The organism is Shewanella glacialipiscicola (assembly GCF_023283485.1).
In the GTDB taxonomy this organism is placed as follows: domain Bacteria; phylum Pseudomonadota; class Gammaproteobacteria; order Enterobacterales; family Shewanellaceae; genus Shewanella; species Shewanella glacialipiscicola.
Genome location: NZ_JAKILU010000005.1, coordinates 185,992 through 207,425, shown reverse-complemented (window position 1 = coordinate 207,425; position 21,434 = coordinate 185,992). Strand labels below are relative to the sequence as shown.

At 44.1% G+C, this 21,434-nt stretch carries 19 protein-coding genes; 14 read left to right on the top strand and 5 right to left on the bottom strand.

The window, feature by feature from the left end:
• Positions 1-95 precede the first annotated feature (95 nt).
• Entirely contained in the window at positions 96-1,448 is a 1,353-nt protein-coding gene (gene degQ, locus L2717_RS06605) for a Do family serine endopeptidase DegQ (RefSeq protein ID WP_220772534.1), read from the bottom strand.
• Positions 1,449-1,867: 419 nt separating this feature from the next.
• On the opposite strand from degQ, the gene zapE reads away from it, so the two are divergent.
• The 7 genes from zapE (at position 1,868) to rlmB (ending at position 8,748) form a co-directional block, all read left to right on the top strand.
• Complete coding sequence (gene zapE / locus L2717_RS06600) at positions 1,868-2,980, top strand: cell division protein ZapE (protein WP_220772535.1); 1,113 nt, start codon at positions 1,868-1,870, stop codon at positions 2,978-2,980.
• 290 nt (positions 2,981-3,270) lie between these two features.
• Complete coding sequence (gene rplM / locus L2717_RS06595) at positions 3,271-3,699, top strand: 50S ribosomal protein L13 (protein WP_076502029.1); 429 nt, start codon at positions 3,271-3,273, stop codon at positions 3,697-3,699.
• Between the two features lie 15 nt (positions 3,700-3,714).
• Complete coding sequence (rpsI, locus tag L2717_RS06590) at positions 3,715-4,107, top strand: 30S ribosomal protein S9 (RefSeq protein ID WP_220772536.1); 393 nt, start codon at positions 3,715-3,717, stop codon at positions 4,105-4,107.
• Between the two features lie 140 nt (positions 4,108-4,247).
• A complete protein-coding gene (locus L2717_RS06585) occupies positions 4,248-4,436 on the top strand; it encodes a DUF2065 domain-containing protein (RefSeq protein ID WP_220772537.1) in 189 nt (62 codons plus the stop codon).
• Positions 4,437-4,839: 403 nt separating this feature from the next.
• Positions 4,840-5,496, top strand: a complete 657-nt coding sequence (gene motX, locus L2717_RS06580) for a tetratricopeptide repeat protein (RefSeq protein ID WP_220772538.1) — start codon at positions 4,840-4,842, stop codon at positions 5,494-5,496.
• Positions 5,497-5,535: 39 nt separating this feature from the next.
• The gene (rnr, locus tag L2717_RS06575) at positions 5,536-8,007 is read left to right on the top strand and encodes a ribonuclease R (RefSeq protein WP_220772539.1); all 2,472 of its coding nucleotides are present in this window, start codon (positions 5,536-5,538) and stop codon (positions 8,005-8,007) included.
• Positions 8,008-8,748 (top strand): 23S rRNA (guanosine(2251)-2'-O)-methyltransferase RlmB, encoded by a 741-nt coding sequence (rlmB, locus tag L2717_RS06570; protein ID WP_107881609.1) that lies wholly within the window; start codon positions 8,008-8,010, stop codon positions 8,746-8,748.
• An 89-nt stretch (positions 8,749-8,837) separates the two neighbouring features.
• On the opposite strand, the gene L2717_RS06565 is transcribed toward rlmB, so the two are convergent.
• Together L2717_RS06565 and L2717_RS06560 are read right to left on the bottom strand one after the other, a co-directional pair.
• Positions 8,838-10,274, bottom strand: coding sequence for an MFS transporter (locus L2717_RS06565; RefSeq protein WP_220772540.1), 1,437 nt, complete (start codon positions 10,272-10,274; stop codon positions 8,838-8,840).
• Between the two features lie 219 nt (positions 10,275-10,493).
• The gene (locus L2717_RS06560) at positions 10,494-11,237 is read right to left on the bottom strand and encodes a DUF481 domain-containing protein (protein WP_220772541.1); all 744 of its coding nucleotides are present in this window, start codon (positions 11,235-11,237) and stop codon (positions 10,494-10,496) included.
• Between the two features lie 213 nt (positions 11,238-11,450).
• On the opposite strand from L2717_RS06560, the gene rpsF reads away from it, so the two are divergent.
• Genes rpsF through rplI form a run of 4 tightly spaced genes read left to right on the top strand, consistent with a single transcriptional unit; the run spans position 11,451 to position 12,890 of the window.
• Positions 11,451-11,846 (top strand): 30S ribosomal protein S6, encoded by a 396-nt coding sequence (gene rpsF / locus L2717_RS06555; protein ID WP_220772542.1) that lies wholly within the window; start codon positions 11,451-11,453, stop codon positions 11,844-11,846.
• An 8-nt stretch (positions 11,847-11,854) separates the two neighbouring features.
• On the top strand, positions 11,855-12,160 hold the full coding sequence (priB, locus tag L2717_RS06550) for a primosomal replication protein N (protein ID WP_220772543.1): 306 nt from the start codon (positions 11,855-11,857) through the stop codon (positions 12,158-12,160).
• A 12-nt stretch (positions 12,161-12,172) separates the two neighbouring features.
• Positions 12,173-12,400 (top strand): 30S ribosomal protein S18, encoded by a 228-nt coding sequence (gene rpsR, locus L2717_RS06545; protein ID WP_006083042.1) that lies wholly within the window; start codon positions 12,173-12,175, stop codon positions 12,398-12,400.
• A 37-nt stretch (positions 12,401-12,437) separates the two neighbouring features.
• Positions 12,438-12,890, top strand: coding sequence for a 50S ribosomal protein L9 (gene rplI, locus L2717_RS06540; RefSeq protein WP_220772544.1), 453 nt, complete (start codon positions 12,438-12,440; stop codon positions 12,888-12,890).
• Positions 12,891-13,133: 243 nt separating this feature from the next.
• On the opposite strand, the gene L2717_RS06535 is transcribed toward rplI, so the two are convergent.
• Positions 13,134-15,332 (bottom strand): S46 family peptidase, encoded by a 2,199-nt coding sequence (locus L2717_RS06535; protein ID WP_220772545.1) that lies wholly within the window; start codon positions 15,330-15,332, stop codon positions 13,134-13,136.
• Between the two features lie 126 nt (positions 15,333-15,458).
• Between L2717_RS06535 and dnaB the strand changes: the two genes are divergently transcribed.
• Both dnaB and alr read left to right on the top strand, forming a co-directional pair.
• Complete coding sequence (gene dnaB, locus L2717_RS06530) at positions 15,459-16,865, top strand: replicative DNA helicase (RefSeq protein WP_220772546.1); 1,407 nt, start codon at positions 15,459-15,461, stop codon at positions 16,863-16,865.
• 103 nt (positions 16,866-16,968) lie between these two features.
• Positions 16,969-18,045: an alanine racemase gene (alr, locus tag L2717_RS06525; protein ID WP_220772547.1), complete on the top strand. Its 1,077-nt coding sequence runs from the start codon at positions 16,969-16,971 to the stop codon at positions 18,043-18,045.
• A gap of 108 nt (positions 18,046-18,153) precedes the next feature.
• Here alr and L2717_RS06520 read toward each other — a convergent pair whose 3' ends face one another.
• Positions 18,154-18,618 carry a chemotaxis protein CheX gene (locus L2717_RS06520; RefSeq protein ID WP_220772548.1) on the bottom strand — a complete coding sequence of 155 codons (465 nt, stop codon included), beginning with the start codon at positions 18,616-18,618 and terminating at the stop codon, positions 18,154-18,156.
• Between the two features lie 617 nt (positions 18,619-19,235).
• Here L2717_RS06520 and L2717_RS06515 point away from each other — a divergent pair.
• On the top strand, positions 19,236-21,428 hold the full coding sequence (locus L2717_RS06515; RefSeq protein ID WP_220773792.1) for a TonB-dependent receptor: 2,193 nt from the start codon (positions 19,236-19,238) through the stop codon (positions 21,426-21,428).
• Positions 21,429-21,434: the final 6 nt, after the last annotated feature.

Sequence of the window (21,434 nt, the reverse complement as noted above, 5' to 3'; positions counted from 1 at the left end):
AAGGTGAGTTAGATTAACATGTTTAATCTATGTAAGCATAGGGAGGCTAGGCTCCCTATGCTTATCTTAGGCTGAAAATGTGGTCAATGTAGGAATTAACGTAATACTAAATACAGCATGCTCTTATCGCGCATAATCTTCAGTGCTACCGCCCCTTCTTGATCTTTTAGCATAGCTTTAAGTGCCTTAAGATCTTTAATTGCAGTGCGGTTAATACCAACAATAACATCGCCTTTTTGTAAGCCACTCATCGCAGCTGGAGAGCCTTGAGCAACCTCAGTAATTTCAACGCCCTTAGAGGAGTTTTCTAAGGTTGCCCCTTGCAGCATAGGATGCACCGCGCCTGCTGCTGACTCAGTACTTTGGCTAGCTTCGCCTAATGTGACCTTAACCGTTTTCTTATCACCGTCGCGAATAATGCCTAATTCAACCTTGGCTCCCGCACCCATAGTGGCGACTTTGGCTCGTAGTTCTTGGAAGGACTTGATGCCACGACCATCGACACTAACGATAATATCACCCGCTTTAATCCCCGCTTTTTCTGCTGCGCTGCCCGCTGTGACTTCATTAACGAAACCACCGTGCTGAGTATCTAAGCCAAAACCTTGTGCGAGTTGGCTATCAAGGTCGCGTCCCGAAATACCTAATACACCACGGCGAACTTCACCATGCTCAGCAATTTGTGCAACTAAACTTTTCACCATATTGGCTGGAATAGCAAAACCAATACCTACGTTACCACCGCCTGGCGCCACAATTGCCGTGTTAATGCCAATTAACTCGCCGTTTAAGTTAACAAGTGCGCCACCGGAGTTACCACTGTTAATTGCTGCATCGGTTTGAATAAAGTTCTCTAGCATTTCAATGCCTAAGCCGCTACGGCCTAACGCGCTGACAATACCGGATGTAACGGTTTGGCCTAAGCCGAAGGGGTTACCGATAGCAACGGCAAAGTCACCAACCCGCAGCTCATCAGAGTTAGAGGATTTTATTGCGACCAGATTTTTGGCCTCAATTTGCAGTAATGCAATATCAGACTCTGAGTCAGTACCAATTAATTTAGCTTTTACTTCACGACCGTCGTTAAGGCCGACTTGAATATCATCAGCCCCATCAATCACATGGTTATTAGTGACAATATAGCCTTTTTCCGCATCAATAATCACACCTGAGCCTAAGCCTCTAAAAGGACGCTCCTGTACTTGCTCTTGCGGTGCGTTAGGGCCGAAGAAGTAACGAAACACATCAGGTACTCTTTGTTTAGAAACATGAGTGCCAGTGACGGCAACAGACACTACCGCTGGAGTTGTGCGCTCAAGCATAGGCGCAAGGCTTGGCATAGATTGCCCATCAACCGTCTGAGGAATCGTAGCCTGTGAAACAACGGGCATCATAGTCAGGGTTGTGGCTAACATTGCCGCTGAAAGTACAGATAATTTTATTTTCATCTATTCATAACTCCAAATAATGGTTAATCGATCCAGATGTAATGCATTAACAATTTTACGAGCGCCAGATCAAATCTGTATCGGCTCCTTGCTTCGATAGCTACTCTGACACGCACCTTGTTGAAAAAGTTCATTAATATTAAAAAATGTTAATTTTTTACTGACGACCTCTACGGTTTTTATAAGCGTTGTAATATCAAAAATGGGAGAGGTAACCCGTTATTCAAGTTAGAGTTTATTTAGCTCACAATAAACTGAAATGATTTACAGCATAGTCCTTTGAACACAATTTACTCGCTTTTTATGCTACAGAGCTCGTTTTTTACCAGAGTTGCATTCTGTATTGATATATCCTGCGCCACATTGGCCGTGTTAATATTGCGTTAGTTTTAATAACTGACATATAAGAGAATCAAAACGTGCCTCAGTTAAGCCCCTGGCAACATTACCAAAAAGATCTCACCCGTGATGGTTTTTCCCATGATCCGGCTCAAGAAATGGCAGTTAAAGCCTTACAACGCGTCTTTGAAGATTTAACGACATCGGCAGCGCCTAGTTCTGGTCTTGGAAAATTGTTTGCCGCTATGGGTCTTAAATCAGCACCAGCAGCACCAAAGGGGCTCTATCTTTGGGGCGGTGTTGGCCGTGGTAAAACATATCTGATGGATACGTTTTTTGATGCTTTACCTGGCGATAAAAAATTACGCGCACATTTTCATCGTTTCATGCATCAATTACATCATAATTTGGATGAATTAAAAGGTGTGCGCGATCCTTTGTTAGTCATCGCAAAAAAAATGGCGGCTCAATATAGCATTATCTGTTTTGATGAATTTTTTGTCTCAGATATTACCGATGCGATGCTATTGGGAACGCTGTTTCAAGCGTTATTTAAAGAAGGTGTTGTGCTCGTTGCAACTTCTAACATTATTCCCGATGATCTCTATAAAAATGGATTACAGCGGGTGCGTTTTTTACCTGCGATAGCATTAATTAATCAGCATTGTGAAGTATTAAATGTGGATTCTGGTATAGATTATAGGCTGCGAACACTTGAGCAAGCTGAGATTTATCATTACCCATTAGATGCCGCCGCAGATGCTAATCTATTACGCTATTTTAGCCAGTTAGCACCAGAGTCAGAGGTGCTTACCGCAGACATCGAAATAGATGGGCGTAGCATTGGTATTCGTCAACAAGCGCAAGGCGTACTGTTGGTTGATTTTAGAGCGCTGTGCGACGGTCCTCGTAGCCAACGCGACTATATGGAATTGGCACGGCAGTACCATACAGTGCTCGTCAGTGGCGTCGAACAAATGGGCGCATTTTTAACGGGGGACGATATTGCTAGGCGTTTTCTAGCAATGGTAGATGAGTTTTATGAGCGTAATGTGAAGTTGATTATATCTGCCCAAGTGCCACTTGAAGATATCTACGCTGATGGCCTATTAAACTTTGAATTTAAGCGTTGTTGCTCACGTTTGATTGAAATGCAATCCCACGATTATTTAAAAACAGAGCACCTCCCTTAACGGCCCAACGTCAACATTTTGCTTTAGTGCTTGTAGTAAATCACCTACAACGGGTTAATCGTTAGATTGCTAGCTGTTATAGGGCGATGTTTTATTGTTTTTATCAAAATATCAGGTGATTTTTAACTCAGCTTTGTCTATACTCCGCAGCCTGCCCACGTTACTCCGCCAATTGGGCGGAAGTTGTAAGCCGAAGTCAGTGCTCGAAGGGGTGCTAAAAGGCAATTTTGTGTTATTTGCAAGCGCAGATAACATGTGAGACAGAAAATTAACTTTGGGTTTTTGTAATAATGAAGACTTTTACTGCTACACCAGAAACCGTAACTCGTGACTGGTTCGTCGTTGATGCAGACGGCAAAACTTTAGGTCGTATCGCAACTGAAATCGCTATCCGTTTACGCGGTAAGCATAAGCCAGAATACACGCCACACGTTGATACCGGTGATTATATCATCGTTGTTAATGCTCAAAAAGTGACTGTGACTGGTAACAAAGCGAAAGGCAAAACGTACTACTCGCATTCAGGCTTCCCTGGTGGCATTAAGCAAATCAGCTTTGAAAAGCTGCAAGCGCAAAAGCCAGAAATGATCATCGAGAAAGCAGTTAAGGGTATGTTACCAAAAGGTCCTCTGGGCCGTGCCATGTTCCGTAAACTAAAAGTTTACGCTGGCGCAGAACATAACCACACTGCACAACAACCTCAAGTTCTTGATATCTAAACGGGATTTAAGCAAATGGCTGCAACTCAGTATTACGGCACTGGCCGTCGAAAAACATCTACTGCTCGCGTATTCGCTAAAGCAGGAAGTGGCAACATCGTTGTAAACCAACGTCCTTTGGATCAGTATTTTGGTCGTGAAACTGCTCGTATGGTTGTTCGTCAACCATTAGAGTTAGTTGAAATGACTGATAAGCTGGACATCTATGTAACTGTTAAAGGCGGTGGTACCACTGGCCAAGCAGGCGCAATCCGTCACGGTATTACCCGTGCTCTGATGCAATTAGATGAAGCTCTGCGTCCATCACTACGTTCTGCTGGTTTCGTTACCCGTGACGCTCGTAAAGTTGAGCGTAAGAAAGTGGGTCTACGTAAAGCACGTCGTAAGCCACAATTCTCTAAGCGTTAATTCGTTTTTGGAATATCAAAAAACCCAGCTTTGCTGGGTTTTTTATTGGTTAAAATTTATAATATTACCATTATGCTCTCGCAATTAAATGTGCAGATATACTCTTTTTTTGGTATTCAACGATTCAGTTTGGGGTAAGTATGACCTTGCAAGTTTTTATGCTGGCGGTAGCATTAGTGCTCATTTTGGAAGGGGTTGGACCATTGTTATTCCCTAATAAATGGCGGTACTATTTAAATGAACTGTCTCATCAACATCAGCACATTATTCAGCGGTTTGGCGGCGTGTTGGTGACAATTGGCATTGTCATATTTGTGGTTTTTGTATAAAAAATCCATGGTAAAGAAGTTGTAATATCATCGACCTCGGTATTGAATTCGCTATTATATCGCTGCGCTCTGCACGTCTAAGTTATAGGTCACGAGCATATATTAGTCGATACACCTGCAATGGCTGATTATCAGCAGAGTCAGTGCGTTTATATGGCAGAATTGCGGTATGCTGAACAACGACATACTTACTGTTATTACTCATATCAAACGTCTTGAGGTTATTTAGAAACACCAATAGACTATATTGATATAGGGTCTTATCGTAGCTATCCCCTGATTTTAGTGAATCCGCTCAATTAAGGCTGTGTTTCTAGCCTTTTCTACAAAGATATACGCTTTTCTCTGTTTAATTCAACGGTTAGAAATCCAGCTCAAACTCAAGAAATAGGTTATACTGCCGATGTATGTATTCATCCTATTGTCATTGAGAGTTGTTATGCTACGTACAGCACTGGTCGCGCTATTATCTTTAATCTCTTCAATGTGCTTTGCACAAACGGAGGCGGTGGATATTTATAGCCAAGATCAATTGCTTGATTTGATCCGTAGCAATCAATACTTAGCAAAAGTGAAACATGATGATTGCCAGCTAGTCCAAGACATTGAGGCGCGAGCCCAAGTCTTAAAACAGCCTTTATATCAGTTTCTATGGGGCGAAATGCTCAACCATGGAACCTGTGTAAAAGCTAACCCTGCAAAGGGTATTGCTTTGTTACGTGACTCGGCCGAACAAGGTAGCTCAGAAGCGATGTTAAAGCTTGCCGAGTATTATCAGAGTGGGAAATTTGTCATCCGCAATAAAGAAAGGGCAGTACATTATTTACTGCCTGCGGCTGCAAGTGGTGATTTATCCGCTCGTATGACGTTAGTGCGTTTATTCAGTGAAGGTTATGGTAGCCCTCGGGATTACGAGATCGCCTATCACTGGTTATATAACGATGTATTTACGGACGAGGCGACACAGAAAAAAGCCTTGTCTTTACTGAAGGCGTTAGCAGCTAAAATGCCCCCCAGTGCAGTGGCGCGGGCCCAGCAAGAACAGCTGCGAAGCCGTTAAGTTGTCTCTCAATCTAGAGACACATTATTTGGATATTGAATGATAAAAGACCCTCATTTTGAGCGTGAACAGGATAAGTACGAAAACCCTATCCCAAGCCGTGAGTATATTATCGATTACTTACGTTCTCAGAAATCACCTATCACTCGTGACAGTATTGCCGCGGCATTAAACATCCATGAGGAAGAGCCACTTGAAGCCCTGCGTCGTCGCTTACGTGCGATGGAACGCGATGGCGAGTTGGTATTTACTCGCGGGCAGAGCTATGGCTTGCCCGAGAAGATGGATCTGATCTCCGGCACTATTATCGGGCACAGAGAAGGCTTTGGCTTTTTTAAACCCGATGAAGGTGGTGATGACTTATTTATTTCAAACCGCGATATGCTGATGTATTTCCACGGTGATAAAGTGCTGGCGCAAAAAGCGGGCACAGATCGCCGTGGACGTCGTGAGGCGCGTTTAGTTCGTCTGATCCAGCCACGAAGCGCTGCAATTGTTGGCCGTTATCATGTTGATAGCGGTATGGCATTTGTCATCGCCGATGATAAGCGTATTACTCAAGAAATTTTAGTCGCGGATGAAGATCGTAATGGCGCCCGTCAAGGCGATGTTGTGGTGGTGGAGTTAACGCGTCGCCCAGGTCGTTTTGTTAAGGCTGCGGGTAAAGTGACAGAAGTACTCGGTAAGCAAATGGCGCCGGGGATGGAAATTGAAATCGCTCTGCGCAACTATGACTTACCTCATACTTGGTCTCCGGCAATCGAGAAAAAACTGCGCCGCATTCCCGATGAAGTGACCGATGCTGATAGAGTTGGCCGTGTCGATTTACGCCATTTACCTTTAGTGACTATTGATGGCGAAGATGCCCGCGATTTTGACGATGCCGTGTATGCAGAGAAAAAGGTCGGTGGCGGCTGGCGTTTATGGGTTGCGATTGCAGACGTAAGTTACTATGTACGTACCGACTCTGTTTTAGATACAGAAGCACGTGCTCGTGGTAACTCAGTGTATTTCCCGTCGCAAGTGATCCCTATGCTGCCGGAGAAAATCTCTAACGGCCTATGTTCGCTAAATCCTCACGTCGATCGTTTATGTATGGTCGCTGAGATGACTGTGTCTGCTAAAGGTAAGTTATCGGGCTATAAATTTTATCCGGCAGTGATGTATTCACACGCTCGCTTCACTTACACCCAAGTCGCGGATATGTTAGAAGGTGGCCCAATTGCGCCTGAGCATGAAGCCCTATTCCCGCATCTGCAATGTTTACAATCTTTGTATTTAGCACTTGATGAACAAAGGGCTGAACGTGGTGCGATTGCGTTTGAGACGATGGAAACGCAGTTCATTTTTAATGAGCAACGTAAGATTGATAAAATCGTCCCGCGTGGTCGTAATCAAGCCCATAAAATTATTGAAGAATGCATGATTTTAGCCAACGTTTCTGCGGCTAAGTTTGTCAAGAAACATAAAGGTGAAGTGCTGTATCGCGTGCATGAAGCGCCATCGGAGCAAAAGCTGGCAAACTTTAAAGAGTTCCTTGCTGAGCGTGGTTTAACGATGGGTGGCGGTTTAGAACCGACACCGTCAGATTATCAAAATTTAATGCTACAAATTGCCGAACGTCCCGATGCTGAGCTTATCCAAGTGATGTTGCTGCGCTCTATGCGCCAAGCAATTTACACCCCTGATAACGAAGGTCATTTTGGTTTAGCACTAGAAGAATACGCGCATTTTACATCGCCTATTCGCCGCTATCCGGATTTAGTCTTACACAGAGTGATCCGTTATTTACTGGCAAAAGAACAGGGTGAAACCACTGAGAAGTGGACGCAGGATGGTGGCTACCATTATCAACTCGATGAGCTCGAAAAATTAGGTGAAGAGTGCTCAACCACTGAGCGTCGTGCTGATGAAGCGACTCGTGATGTCAGCGATTGGCTGAAGTGCGAGTTTATGCAAGATCATGTCGGCGATACTTTCGCGGCTGTGATTGCATCGGTCACCAGCTTTGGTTTGTTCGTGCGCTTAAATGAGTTGTTTATCGATGGCTTAGTGCATATTTCAAGCCTAGGTAGCGATTACTATCAGTTTGATTCTATGCGCCAACGACTCATCGGTGAACATACTAAGCAAGTTTATCAAGTGGGCGATCCTGTGACAGTGAAAGTCGCGGCGGTTAACCTAGATGACAGACAGATTGACTTAGTGATGTTGGGTGACGATGGCAAAGGTAGTAAGCGTAAGTCGTCAGCTAGCCGTGATAAGCCGATTACCGCCCGTGAACGCGTTAATCGCGAAGGCGCTAAGCAAGGCAAAACGAACAAAACCGCGACATCTACAGCTAAGACTGAAGCTGCCAAAGCCAAACCTAAGGCTAGTACTAAAACGAGTACTAAGCCTAAAGCTAAAACTAGCACTAAGGCTAAAGCAGCGACTAAAGCTCAGACAACAGTAGAAAAAGATCCGGCTACCAAGCCAAAAGCCGCTAAGCGGAGCACGAGAAAGAAATAAATGAAAAAACAAGATATTATTTTTGGGATCCACGCAGTTGAAGCCCTGTTAAAGCACAGCCCTGAGCGCATTATTGAATTATGGTTGTTACAAGGTCGCGATGATGAGCGTTTAACGGCCTTGGCTAATGAAGCCAAATCATTCGGGACAACCATTCAACTGGCGTCACGTAAGGTTTTGGATGACAAAGCTGAAAGCAGCCAACATCAAGGTATTGTGGCGCGCGTCAAAGCCGCTAAAGTGTTAAATGAACAAGATTTAGATGTGCTGCTTGCTAATACTGAGCAACCTTTCCTGTTGATTTTGGATGGCGTGACGGATCCGCATAATTTAGGTGCTTGCTTACGTAATGCCGATGCGGCTGGCGTGCAAGGTATTATCGTGCCTAAAGATAACTCAGTCGGCTTAACTGCGACTGTGAGTAAAGTGGCTTGCGGCGCAGCAGAAACTGTACCGTTATTCCAAGTTACGAACTTAGCGCGCACTATGCGCCACCTACAAGATAAAGGTGTGTGGATTGTGGGCACTGCCGGTGAAGCCGATTGCGAACTTTATCAAGCCGATCTTAAAGGGCCGCTAGCGATTGCTATGGGCGCCGAAGATAAAGGGTTACGCCGTTTAAGTCGCGAGTCTTGTGATTCGCTGATTTCAATTCCGATGGCGGGCAGTGTATCTAGCTTGAACGTATCGGTAGCGACGGGTGTTTGTCTATTTGAGGCTGTACGTCAGCGTCGTAGCTAATATTTAAACTACGCAGTGATACCACGCTTGTGGTAATCAAAAACGGCTTAACTGTATCTACAGTCAAGCCGTTTTTTTATGAGCATTTTTTAACTAAAGGCTTTTTCTACGTTAGCTTGATTATCATCAGTGCTATCGGTTTGAGTCGCTTCTACGTCTGTTTGCCAAGTATCGAAACAAAAGGTGAGTTGTTCTTCATTACACTCAACCGCGTCATCATTATCTACGCCATCAGCTCCTAAATCATATTCGTCCTCATCAGCGTTAAACGATGGCGTCATATGTTCTTGAATCGACTCAACATCAACTCGTGGATCTAATGCTGCTGCCAGTGGTGAGGAGACTAAATCACCTGTTGCCATCATATAATCTTGGGTCACATTGGTTTCGACTTTTTGTTTTGAATGCACGTAATGTAAACGTATAAACAGAATTATGGTACAGGCCGACATGAAGCCATATAACATGCTGTTACCCAGGCATTGCATTAACGTAGAGGCGATGAGAGGGCCGATACTGGCACCTAAACCAAAGGTTAATAGAATGGTGGCGGATAAACCCACTCGTTCATTTTGCTCGACTCGTGAGTTGGCAAGCGCTGTAGCCAGTGGATAAAAAGTAAAGCCTAAAATGCCAAATAGAAAAGTCATTACCAGTGAAATAACGGGATGGTAGGGGATGAAGGTGATTGCTAAAGCTAAGGCACCGAGCAATACACAGTTGATGCGAATAAGACGACTGCGGGACATAATGTCAGATAGTTTTCCCATCGGCCATTGCGCCAATAATCCCGCTAAAATAGTTGCTGTCATATAAGTGGCGACTTTTTCTGGTGGTAAGCCTAAGTTACTGGCATAGGCGGGCGCGAGACCATAAAACGAACCGACTATCATGCTACCAATCGCTATGGTAGTGAGTGCTTGCGGTGCTTTTTTCCAATAATGGGCAATTTTAAGCGGTGCCGGTACCAAAGGCGCGGGGTGAAGACGGCGGGTGAGTGAAATTGGTACAATACAGAGTGAGAAGCAAATGGCGATAAGCAGTAATGGCTCTAAACCTAATTCGGGGAAGATACTGATGGCACCTTGGCCTAAGATTAAGCCGAAGTAAGAAACAATCATATAACTGGCAAATACAGTACCGCGTTGGTTGCTCTCTGCTTGTTCGTTAAGCCAGCTTTCTAACACCATGTATTGGCACATCATTCCCATACCAACAATCAACCGCAGCAGTAGCCAAACCGATAGCTCATCCACGAGTGCATGGCCTAATGCTGAGGCGGCGACTATTCCTGCACTGGCAACAAAGGCACGAATATGCCCTACTTGAGCGATCAGTTTGTGGCCAATTTTAGAGCCTGCAACAAGACCAATATAGTAGGCTGACATCATACCGCCAATCCATATCTGTGGCACATGCATTACAGAGAGCCTAAGGCCAAGATAGGTTGTGAGTAAACCGCCAGCCAATACCATTAATAAAGTAGTGCTATATAAGGAGGCGAAAGTGCGTAGCGGATTAGTCATATACAACTCCGAAAACACAACAAAAATAACAACGTGGGGAGAGTATATCAGGGGTTAGTGTTTATGTTGTGTTGCAAATTGTTAGAAAATCTTGATTAAGCCCCCGTTTTTACGTGAAAGATTATGAAGACCTGATGACACAAGGTATGCGCACTCAAGCATGTTTTAAAATGAGAACCCGCGAGTCGCGTTATAAGCGCATTTTTATTGAGTATGGATTTATCTAAAGGTATAAAGCAGGTTGAAGGTGGTGATGGTATCCGTCTGTTGGCTACCTTCTGGTACGGCTTCAGTGTATTTAATGTTCATACCAATCTTAAATGCCCAATCTTGGAACACAAGATTCTTGTAGTTCATATCTAAGGTGAGGGTGTTGTTATTCTCGCCTACCTCCGCAGTTAGATCCGCATTTAGGCTGCTATATTCCTGTAGCTTTTGGGAAAATTTAGCCGCTGTACGTAGAATGATATCTTTTTCAGCATCAGGATTAGGAATATCGACTGATTCTGCGGGTAAGTTATATCGGTAACCGGGACCGATTTCGAGGCTGAGTTTGGTTTTATAACTACTGATGGCATTAAAACCGTAACCACTAGAAAGAGTTGATATTTGTGTGTAACTACCGAATTGATCCCAAGTAAAATCACCACGACCGAAGACATAGCCCTTAGTCAATTTATAGTTTGACTGTAGCTGTAGTTCATATTTCTCTGAGGTTGTTTGGCTTTTTTCTGAGGCAAAGTAGGCTTTTAGCGTGGCTTCTTGCTTGGTTCGTTCAGTATCATAAATCAGTTGGGTGCGACCATTAAAACTACTTGATTCATTATTGCCAGTATTCAGTTGCAAACCGGCCTCGATTTCTGCAGTAAAATCACTTGGCGGTTCTTGATAGTCAGGAGGTATAAGCGCAAGCGCTGGAAACGAAAGGCAAAATAAACTGATTGGCACGATAGCTTTTAGCATTATGTTTAATTCTTGATTAGCTGATTTCAGACGTCCGAATATATGTGAGGCGCCATCATACCTGTATTGATTAGCGAGGCAAAGTTATTGCTTGAGTTTCTGGCTTGCTTTCTGTACTATCTCGCGCTCAAATCAGTCACTATTTTTCGTTCCTTGCCTCCATTTGGTCTGACTGAGCCAATACCGAGGCTACATAACCGTAAGGAGCAATAAATGCGTCATTACGAAATCGTATTTATGGTTCACCCAGATCAAAGTGAACAAGTACCAGGTATGATTGAGCGTTACACAGGTGTTATCACCGAAGCTAACGGCACAATTCACCGTTTAGAAGATTGGGGCCGTCGTCAACTGGCTTACCCAATTCTTGATCTGCATAAAGCTCACTACGTTCTTATGAACGTTGAAGCTAAAGCAGAGACGATCGAAGAGCTAGAAACAGCTTTCCGTTTCAACGACGCAGTTCTGCGTAACATGGTAATGCGTACTAAAGTTGCCGTTACTGAAGCATCGCCAATGGCTAAAGCTAGAGATGAGCGCGATTCACGTCGTGGCCCAGCTGGCGAACGCTCATATGATGAAGCTCACGCTGAAGAAAACGCTGAGTAAGGTAATCTGTGACCACCAATAACTTGGTGTTATCTGGAACGATAACTCGTTCAAGACGCTTTAAAAGCCCAGCAGGTATTGCACACAGTGTAATGATGTTGGAACACAAATCGCAGCGTTATGAAGCAGATATGCTCCGCAACGTCTACGTACAAATTCAAGTGATATTGAGTGGCCCACGCTTTGAAAGCGTAGCAGATGATCTGAAAGCAGGTGTGGAAGTACAAGTGCAAGGCTTTATGACGCTTCAACAGGGGCGTAATGGTCAAAACCGCTTAGTTATCCATGCCGAAAATGTCGAATTGAAAACTTAGGAGACTGTCAACATGGCACGTTATTTCCGTCGTCGCAAGTTCTGCCGTTTCACCGCTGAAGGTGTTGCAGAGATTGATTACAAAGATATCGTTACTTTAAAGAACTACATCACTGAAAGCGGCAAGATTGTTCCAAGCCGTATCACTGGTACTAGTGCTAAATATCAGCGCCAACTAGCTCGCGCTATCAAGCGTGCTCGTTATCTTTCTCTACTGCCATATACTGATTTACATCAGTAATTTGCAGTATTCCTAATCGAATATAGAGGATTTGATAATGAATGTTATTTTACTAGATAAAGTTGCAAACTTAGGTAGCTTAGGCGACCAAGTTTCAGTTAAAGCCGGTTATGCTCGTAACTTCCTTTTACCTTATGGTAAAGCGGTAGTTGCAAATGCTGCAAATACTGCAGTATTTGAAGCTCGTCGCGCTGAATTAGAAGCTAAATTAGCTGCTGACTTAGCTGCTGCTAACCAACGTGCTGAGAAAATCGCTGCACTAGAAGCTGTTGTTATCGCTTCTAAAGCTGGCGATGAAGGCAAACTGTTTGGTTCAGTTGGCAACCGTGACATCGCTGATGCGGTAACTGCTGCTGGTGTTCAACTGGCTAAATCAGAAGTTCGTTTACCATTAGGCGCTCTGCGTACTATTGGCAACTTCGAAGTTGAAGTTCAGTTACACACTGAAGTTAAAGCTGTTGTTAAAGTTTCTGTGGTTGCAGAAGCTTAATTACGACTCGCTTTAATACATAAGAGACACCGCCTAGGCGGTGTTTTTTTATGTCTGTAATTCAGTCTTTGAGTGTTGCGAAGATACTTTGTTTTTGATACGGATGAAGTAATGCAGTAGTGATATGCGCTGATTCAATCTGGCTGTGCTGCTAGTGTCTGAATAGTTAAAAAAGCCGCTAACAGCATTGGCTATAATGCGGCTTTGGTTTAGTTTAATTGCGTCAGTGTTTAGCGCTAAGTATTAATTTCTCACTAAATCCAGTTCTTGAATTAGGTTATCCGCATGATCGACTTCATCCATCATCCACAGGATATAGCGGATATCCACGTGTACTGCGCGGGTGATAGTTGGGTTAAAGAACCAATCTTTGGTAATAGCCTCGTAGGTTGAGTCGAAGTTAAGACCCACTAACTCCCCTTTACCGTTAAAGACTGGCGAGCCGGAGTTACCACCTGTGGTATCGACGCTGGATAAAAAGTTAACTGGTACTGAGTTAAATTCCTCTGGTTTGTCTAAGCAAGAGAAGAGTCTGCAAATCCAACCACGGGGATCTTGGTAAACGGATTTCACTAGATGATCGCCCAAACGTTGTTCGTTAATCGCATTGAGTAGTTTTTTCGGCACATTGTAGGGCTCAACACCTGTGTGTTTCGCGACTATGCCATCCAGACGAGTGAATGGCTGCTTATAGAGCGCATCGCGAGACTGATAGCCATCGACCATACCATAACTGATACGAAGTGTGCCGTTGGCGTCAGGATAGACTGGCCAGTTATTCGCTTTATAGTATGCGATTACGGCCGCCATATAATCAGGGCGAGCACTAGACAACTTACCGTCTAAGATTTTTTCTGACTTTTCCTGAGCCATATTGGTTTCATAAAGCGCGACTGCTAAACGGATAAAGGGATCGGCACTGGTTTCAAAAGCGTTAGCATCGGCATCCATCCACGCGAGGCGCTTAGCTTGGTCTGTGAGGGTAGTGAGTGAGTACAAACCATCGAGTTTAGTAGCGAGATCAGCATCTTTATTATTGATACTTAACATTATATCGAGCGCTGCCACGCGATTTGATTGGCCAAGATAAGCCGTTAAATCTTGTAGCCAGAGCGTTTTATCGACTTTGACATCAAAACTAGAATCGATACGTTTGAGGCGTGAGTTTAACATCACAATATCACGCTCTTGGTAGCCTTGCTCACGCTCGGCATCGGGCTTTTGTTTTTCTTTAGCAAGACGGTAGAGACTGTTTGCTGCGGTTAACAATGTGCTCGATTGGGCATTGGTAAAGTAATAGTTACTTTGAAATGCTTGCTGTTGCTCTACGAGTAACACTTCTAACTCAGCAATGAGATTTTGATTTAGCTTAGGGTTTTGTTTAAGCCAAGCTAAAAAATTATCTTCACGGCTTTGCTTAATGCCAATGATATCCGTTGCTTTAAAACCTGCTAATAGGCCGTTGAGTTTCTTCATCCGGTTGGCCATTGAGGCCATGTTGCCTGCGTACTTTATGGCGATGTCAGTATCTTCTTGTCCCATAGCTTCAATCGTATCAATCTGTAATTGATAGCGTTTAGCTTGGGTTGGGTACAACCAAACACTGGCAAATTTAAGTTCACTGGTCAGGTTGTAACGGCTAGTCGTGCCTGGGTAACCCGCCACAAACACGCCGTCACCGGCTTTTACGCCATCGGCATTGATCTTAAGGTAACTCTTTGGCTGGTAAGGAATATTATCGTCGCTATAAGCGGCGGGTTTGCCATCTTTACCAACATAAGCCCGTAGGAAGGCAAAATCACCCGAATGGCGTGGATATTCATAGTTATCAATATCGCCACCATAGCCTCCAACACTTTCAGGTGGTGCGTAGACTAAGCGCACATCGCGGATCATCAATTGCTTGATTAAGTAGTATTCTAAGCCGTTATGGAAACTGCGGACGTTGCAGCGATAGTTGTCATCTGCTTCACAGCTTTTAATCAGTGCTTTGCTGTGATTTTGAATGTCTTCATAACGCGTTAACGGATCTTGGCTGAGATCTTTCATGATACTGGCAGTGACATCCGTTACTGCTTCAGTAACGTATAAACGCTCGTTAGGACCGGCCGAGGGTTCCTTGTCCATTGATGTGGCTAAAAAGCCCTGTTCTAGATAGTTATGTTCTGTCTTGGTGTTATATTGTATCGCCTTGTAGGCACAATGATGGTTTGTCACAACTAGCCCTTGGGGCGAGACAAAACTGGCGGTACAATAGCCCAGTCCTACAACGGCGTTCATAGGGTAACGTGACAGATCGGCCAATTGTTCTGCTGGAATATTGATTCCGCGTTCACTGAGTTTGTCTGCAATTGAAGGCATTTGATAAGGTTGCCATTGTCCTTCGTCGGCGGTTACTACGCCGGATGTTAGTGCTAGGGCAGTAACCAATGCAATACGCATGTTCTTTCCTTATTGTTTTTTTAGAGTGTCCGTTGGAATGAAATAACAGGCAAGTGTAAGCATCCTGTTTGCTTGACGCGGGTTTTATATCATATTTTGTTAAGTTGTTGGAAATCGGGAGTGTTAATGTCACAACAAGGTGCTTTTAAGCCTAAAAGTAAGCCAAGAGATTTGCAGCTAGATGGACTCAAGCTGCCACCGCATTCAATTGAGGCTGAACAATCGGTATTAGGCGGCTTGATGTTAGATGCCGAAGCATGGGATCGAGTGGCTGAGGCCGTAGTCAAAGAGGACTTTTACTCCCGCTCACACAAGATGATTTTTGCTGCCATGCACAGATTGGTTGAACAGGGACAACCAATCGATTTGATCACGGTTTCTGAGCAACTAGAAGTAGAAAATCAACTAGATGATGCAGGCGGTTTTGCTTATTTAGGTGAAATTGCTAAAAATACGCCGAGTGCAGGCAATATTTTATCCTACGCCGAAATTGTCCGTGAGCGCGCTGTTGTACGTGACATGATCCGCGTTGCACACGAAATTGCCGATGCAGGCTACAATCCTGAAGGTCGCGATTCGAGCGAGTTACTCGACTTAGCCGAAAGTAAAGTTTTTAAAATTGCCGAGATGCGTACCAATGTTAACGAAGGTCCTGAGGACATTAAAACGATCCTCGAAAAAACTGTCGATAAGATTGAGCAACTTTACAATAATCCCCATAACGGCGTGACAGGTGTATCGAGTGGCTTTAATGATCTGGATAAAATGACCGCAGGTTTCCAAGCCGGCGATTTAGTGATTGTGGCCGCGCGTCCTTCTATGGGTAAAACTACCTTCGCGATGAACCTATGCGAACAAGCGGCGATGAATGAAGACAAGCCTGTGCTTATCTTCAGCCTTGAGATGCCATCAGAACAGATTATGATGCGTATGCTGGCCTCTTTGGGCCGCGTTGATCAAACTAAAATTCGTACCGGTCAACTTGATGACGAGGATTGGGCGCGAGTCTCATCGACCATGGGCATTATGCTTGAGCAAGGTAAAATGTATATCGATGATGGCTCCGGATTAACGCCAACCGAAGTTCGTAGCCGCGCGCGTCGCATCGCTCGAGAATACGGTGGTTTATCGATGATCATGATAGATTACCTGCAGTTAATGCAGGTACCCGCCTTGAAAGATAACCGTACCTTAGAGATTTCTGAGATTTCACGCTCCTTAAAAGCGTTAGCTAAAGAGTTAGAAATCCCGATTATTGCCCTGTCGCAGCTTAACCGCTCGCTCGAGCAACGTGCTGATAAACGTCCAGTAAACTCGGATTTGCGTGAATCGGGCGCTATCGAGCAGGATGCGGATCTCATCATGTTTATTTATCGCGATGAAGTGTATAACAACGATTCTCAAGATAAAGGTACGGCTGAAATCATTATTGGTAAGCAGCGTAACGGCCCTATTGGTCGGGTACGATTAACTTTCCAAGGGCAGTTTTCGCGTTTCGATAATTACGCGGGTCCGCAGTTTGAAGAAGATTAAGCTTTTTTATTGAATTAGATTTACGTTTGCAGAAGACTGACAGTGCTGATGTGTTGTTTTTATTATCCGTGACTTTTTATTTCCTGAGTAAACAAGGTAAATTTTGAACCCTTTTCCCCGTGCTGAAATTAGCAGTAGTGCACTGCAAACCAATCTAGCTGAGTTGCGCCAACAGGCACCAACCAGTCGTGTTATGGCTGTCGTTAAAGCGAACGGCTATGGTCATGGATTATTAAATGTTGCCCATTGTTTAGTCAGTGCCGATGGCTTTGGGCTGGCGCGTTTAGATGAAGCTTTAGAATTGCGAGCAGGCGGTGTTAAAGCCCGTTTGTTATTGCTAGAAGGTTTTTTTCGCGCTACCGACCTGCCTTTGCTGGTCGAGCATGATATTGACACTGTGGTGCATCACGACTCTCAGCTTGAAATGTTAGAGCAAACTGAACTGGCGAAACCCGTTACAGTTTGGTTAAAAATAGATTCAGGTATGCATCGTTTAGGCTTTACGCCCGAGCAGTTTTCAACGGTTTACGCCCGCTTAATGGCGTGTGTAAATGTCGCAAAACCAATTCATTTTATGACGCATTTTGCTTGTGCTGATGAGCCTGATAACACTTATACCTCAGTACAGATGGCGGCTTTTAATACATTAACGACCGGCTTGCCAGGGTTTAGAACCTTAGCCAACTCAGCTGGCGCACTCTATTGGCCACAAAGCCAAGGCGATTGGATACGTCCCGGTATTGCACTTTATGGTGTGTCACCTGTTACTGGTGATTGCGGGGCTAATCATGGGCTCGTGCCCGCAATGGAGCTAGTGTCGCAATTAATTGCGGTGCGTGATCACAAGGCGAATCAACCCGCGGGTTACGGTTGTTTCTGGACCGCGAAGCAAGATACGCGTTTAGGCGTAGTGGCGATTGGGTACGGTGATGGTTATCCACGCAATGCACCCGAAGGTACGCCCGTGTGGGTCAATGGTAGGCGAGTGCCGATTGTGGGCCGTGTATCTATGGATATGTTAACGGTCGACTTAGGTCAAGATGCGCAGGATAAGGTTGGCGATAGCGCATTACTATGGGGTAAGGCTCTCCCTGTGGAAGAAGTCGCCGAGCGCATAGGGACTATCGCTTACGAACTTGTTACAAAGCTCACGCCAAGGGTGGCAGTTTGCTTAGTGTAATCACTAATTTTGCAATGATGAACAAGCTTTAAATGATAAAACGGTGTATTGAACACCGTTTTTCTTTAGCGGAATGGGGGTAAACAATTACGGCTAATCAAGGCGTCGCTATTTTTCAAAGCAAATTTCAATATAAGCGGCTCCGTATGGACTGGTGAATGGCATGATAATTTTAGTGCCACTGGCTTTGTGGGAAATAGTATGGCCTTTTCCTGATACCACCATAGGGGTGGCCATTTCAAACTCATAGCCTTTTTGACCCAATAAGTTTTTTGCACCGCCAGTGACCATATTGGTTATTTCACCGACTAGGTCGGTCACTTCGTCGTTAATTTTACCTGGATTTTCACCGAGCATATTTTGCATAATTTGCAGAACCAGCTTTTGTTCAAATGTAATCGACAGTGACCCTTTAGTTTGAGGGCCTACGAGGCCGATTAAGCCTGACACATCTCCTTTTGCTAAATTATCTGATTTGATCTGGGGCTTGCCAGGTGTTAAATCCATGCTCGCCATGGTCGAAAGAACATTAAGCAGAGATTGAAGAAAAGGGTTTATAAAATTGACGTTCATGCCTAAATTTGTCCTCTTGTGAGCCTAAATCATGGCGGGATGACATGTACAAGGCTATTAGAAAAGTTGCCTACCAACAGCAATCTTGATTACAGTCTATAGCTTAGATGAGGTCGCTATAAATGTGAGGCTAGTTTATAGGTATTTAATCATTTATCCGAGGTTTGCGTAGTCAAACATCAATAAAATTGTGCAATAGAGCCATTTACCTTGTTTCATCTTAAAGCCGTAACCCCCCATTGATAATGGTGCATGTGTCCCTATGCTGCAAAGTTTTTTGCTTTATACACTGTTAGTTGATGTTATCCCTCCTAATTATTTTTTAATTATCTTACATGATGTTGTGACATAAAAAAACGTATCATTATGTATAGTAAGTATGTGTTCCCATTCAAAAATTATTCCTAACTAGCTAATTTAATTCTATATTTAAATCTAATGATCATCTGTAAGTCTATCTGTATTTTAAACTCATGGGTGTTGCAGAGCCTATTGATTAGTAATGCAAATGATAATAGTTATTGATCAGGTGGTGATATTTCCTTATATTAGCGGCCGGCAAATACGTGACATTGCTCACGACAATAACTAATTCTTCGCGATAGGAATGTTTCTTGATGAAAATAGCTCAACGTCGTAATGGTCGAGTTCGACTCGGCACTCACATGCTGGGATCGTTAACTTTAGGGATGGCAGTTTCTGCTGCTTCAGCGATGGCAGCAGATCAACCGGCACCTACAACAGATAAAAAAGTCGAACATATTGAAGTTAACGGCGAGTATCTGGGCTATAACAACCGTAAAGTACAATCAGGGAAATTTACTGAAGATCTGCTTAATAGCGCAAAAACAGTAACTGTTATAAACCAAGATCTTATCAAAGATATGGGCGCTCAAACTTTTACAGATGCCCTGCGTGCAACCCCCGGTATTAGCCTTGGCACTGGCGAGGGTGGTAACCCTTATGGTGATAGACCTTTTATTCGTGGCTATGATGCGCAGTCATCGACCTTTATTAATGGCATGCGCGATGTGGGTTCGCAAAGCCGTGAAACGTTCAATATAGAACAAATTGAGGTGCTTAAAGGCCCTAGTTCTGTGTATAGCGGCCGCGGTGCGGTAGGTGGCAGTATTAATATTGTCACCAAAAAAGCGAATGCAGAAGACGCAATAAACTTAGACTTAGCCGTCGGTACAGATTCGTTAACTCGCGCTAGTCTAGATATTAACCGCGTCATTGCAGATGAGGCCGCAGTACGCCTCAATGTGATGGCCCATGATGCAGACACACCTGGACGTAATGAGGTTTCAGGTAATCGTTGGGGTATTGCGCCTTCAGTCACTTTGGGTTTGACGACACCGACTAAGGTGACATTAGAATATTATCATTTTGAAAATCACGATGTGCCTGATTATGGTATCCCTTACGATCAAAGTACGGGCCAGCCCGTTGATGTTAATCCTGATAATTTTTATGGTTTGTTGTCGCGTGATTTTCGTGATAATACAGACGACACCGCTTCAGTATTAATAAGTCATGATTTAAACAACGATTTCCAGTTTACGTCTACCTCTATTTATAGCCGCAACAGTAACGATTATATTGTCACCAACCCCGATGACACGGCGGGTAACGTTGTTAATGGTAATGTGTGGCGCAATACTAAATCGCGTAATTCCGAGACGAAAAGCCTAGCAACTCAGTTGCAGTTAGCTGGCGAGGCGAAGTTAGCGGGCATGCCAAATCGTTTTGCAGTTGGCGCCGAGTTCAGTAATGAGCGTACCAGTAACCAGCCTTATGTCGTTGATGCTGGCAACGGTCGTAATGGTGGCTGTACGGCTGAGATGATTGCGAGCTATAACTGCACCTCGTTGACCAATCCTAATCCGCATGATCCTTGGGTCGGTTCTATCACTCAAGGTATCGTGACTGAAACGGAAACCGACACCAGTTCGCTTTATGCCTTTAACACGATTGAGTTAAGCGATGCATGGATGGTAAACGGTGGTATTCGTTGGGATGATTTCAGAACAGAATCCGATAACGGCACATTGGCGCTATCTAATGAGGACGACTTTCTAAATTATCAATTATCAGTGCTATATAAACCGACCGTAAATGGCAGTATTTATGCTGCCTGGGGCACATCCTCTAACCCACCGGGTACTTCTAATGGCGATGGTGCCGACGGTTTAGCCACAGCAAACCAAGATTTAAAACCTGAAGATACCGAAAGCTATGAGCTCGGTGTGAAGTGGGATTTATTCAGTGGCCGCTTGTCGCTGACCAGCTCGATTTTCCAAATTGAGAAAAATAATGCTCGCGTTGCGACCGAAGCAGGCCGTGGCGCGCCGCAAGAAAACGTAGGCAAACAAAACGTCAAAGGCTTTGAATTTGGTTTTTCGGGTGATTTTACTGATGAATGGCATGGTTTTGGTGGTTACACTTACTTAGATGCAACCTTAGAAAGCAACGGTTTCAATGTGCAATATGACGGTAATCGTTTCCCTAATACCGCTAAAAACAGTGTTAGTTTGTTTACGACCTATGACATTACAGAGGCATTTAATCTAGGGGGTGGTGCGTATTACATGGGCGAAGTTTACGGTAATACGGCTAATACGCTATCAATCCCATCGTACTGGCGTTTTGATGCATTATCATCTTACAAAATGAACGAGTTTTTGACCCTACGTTTGAATGTGCAAAACTTAATGGATGAGCGTTATTACGATAAAGCTTATTCCGCGCATTTTGCGAATATGGCGCCAGGACGTTTAGTCATGCTAAGTGCCGATATGCATTTTTAATGCTGG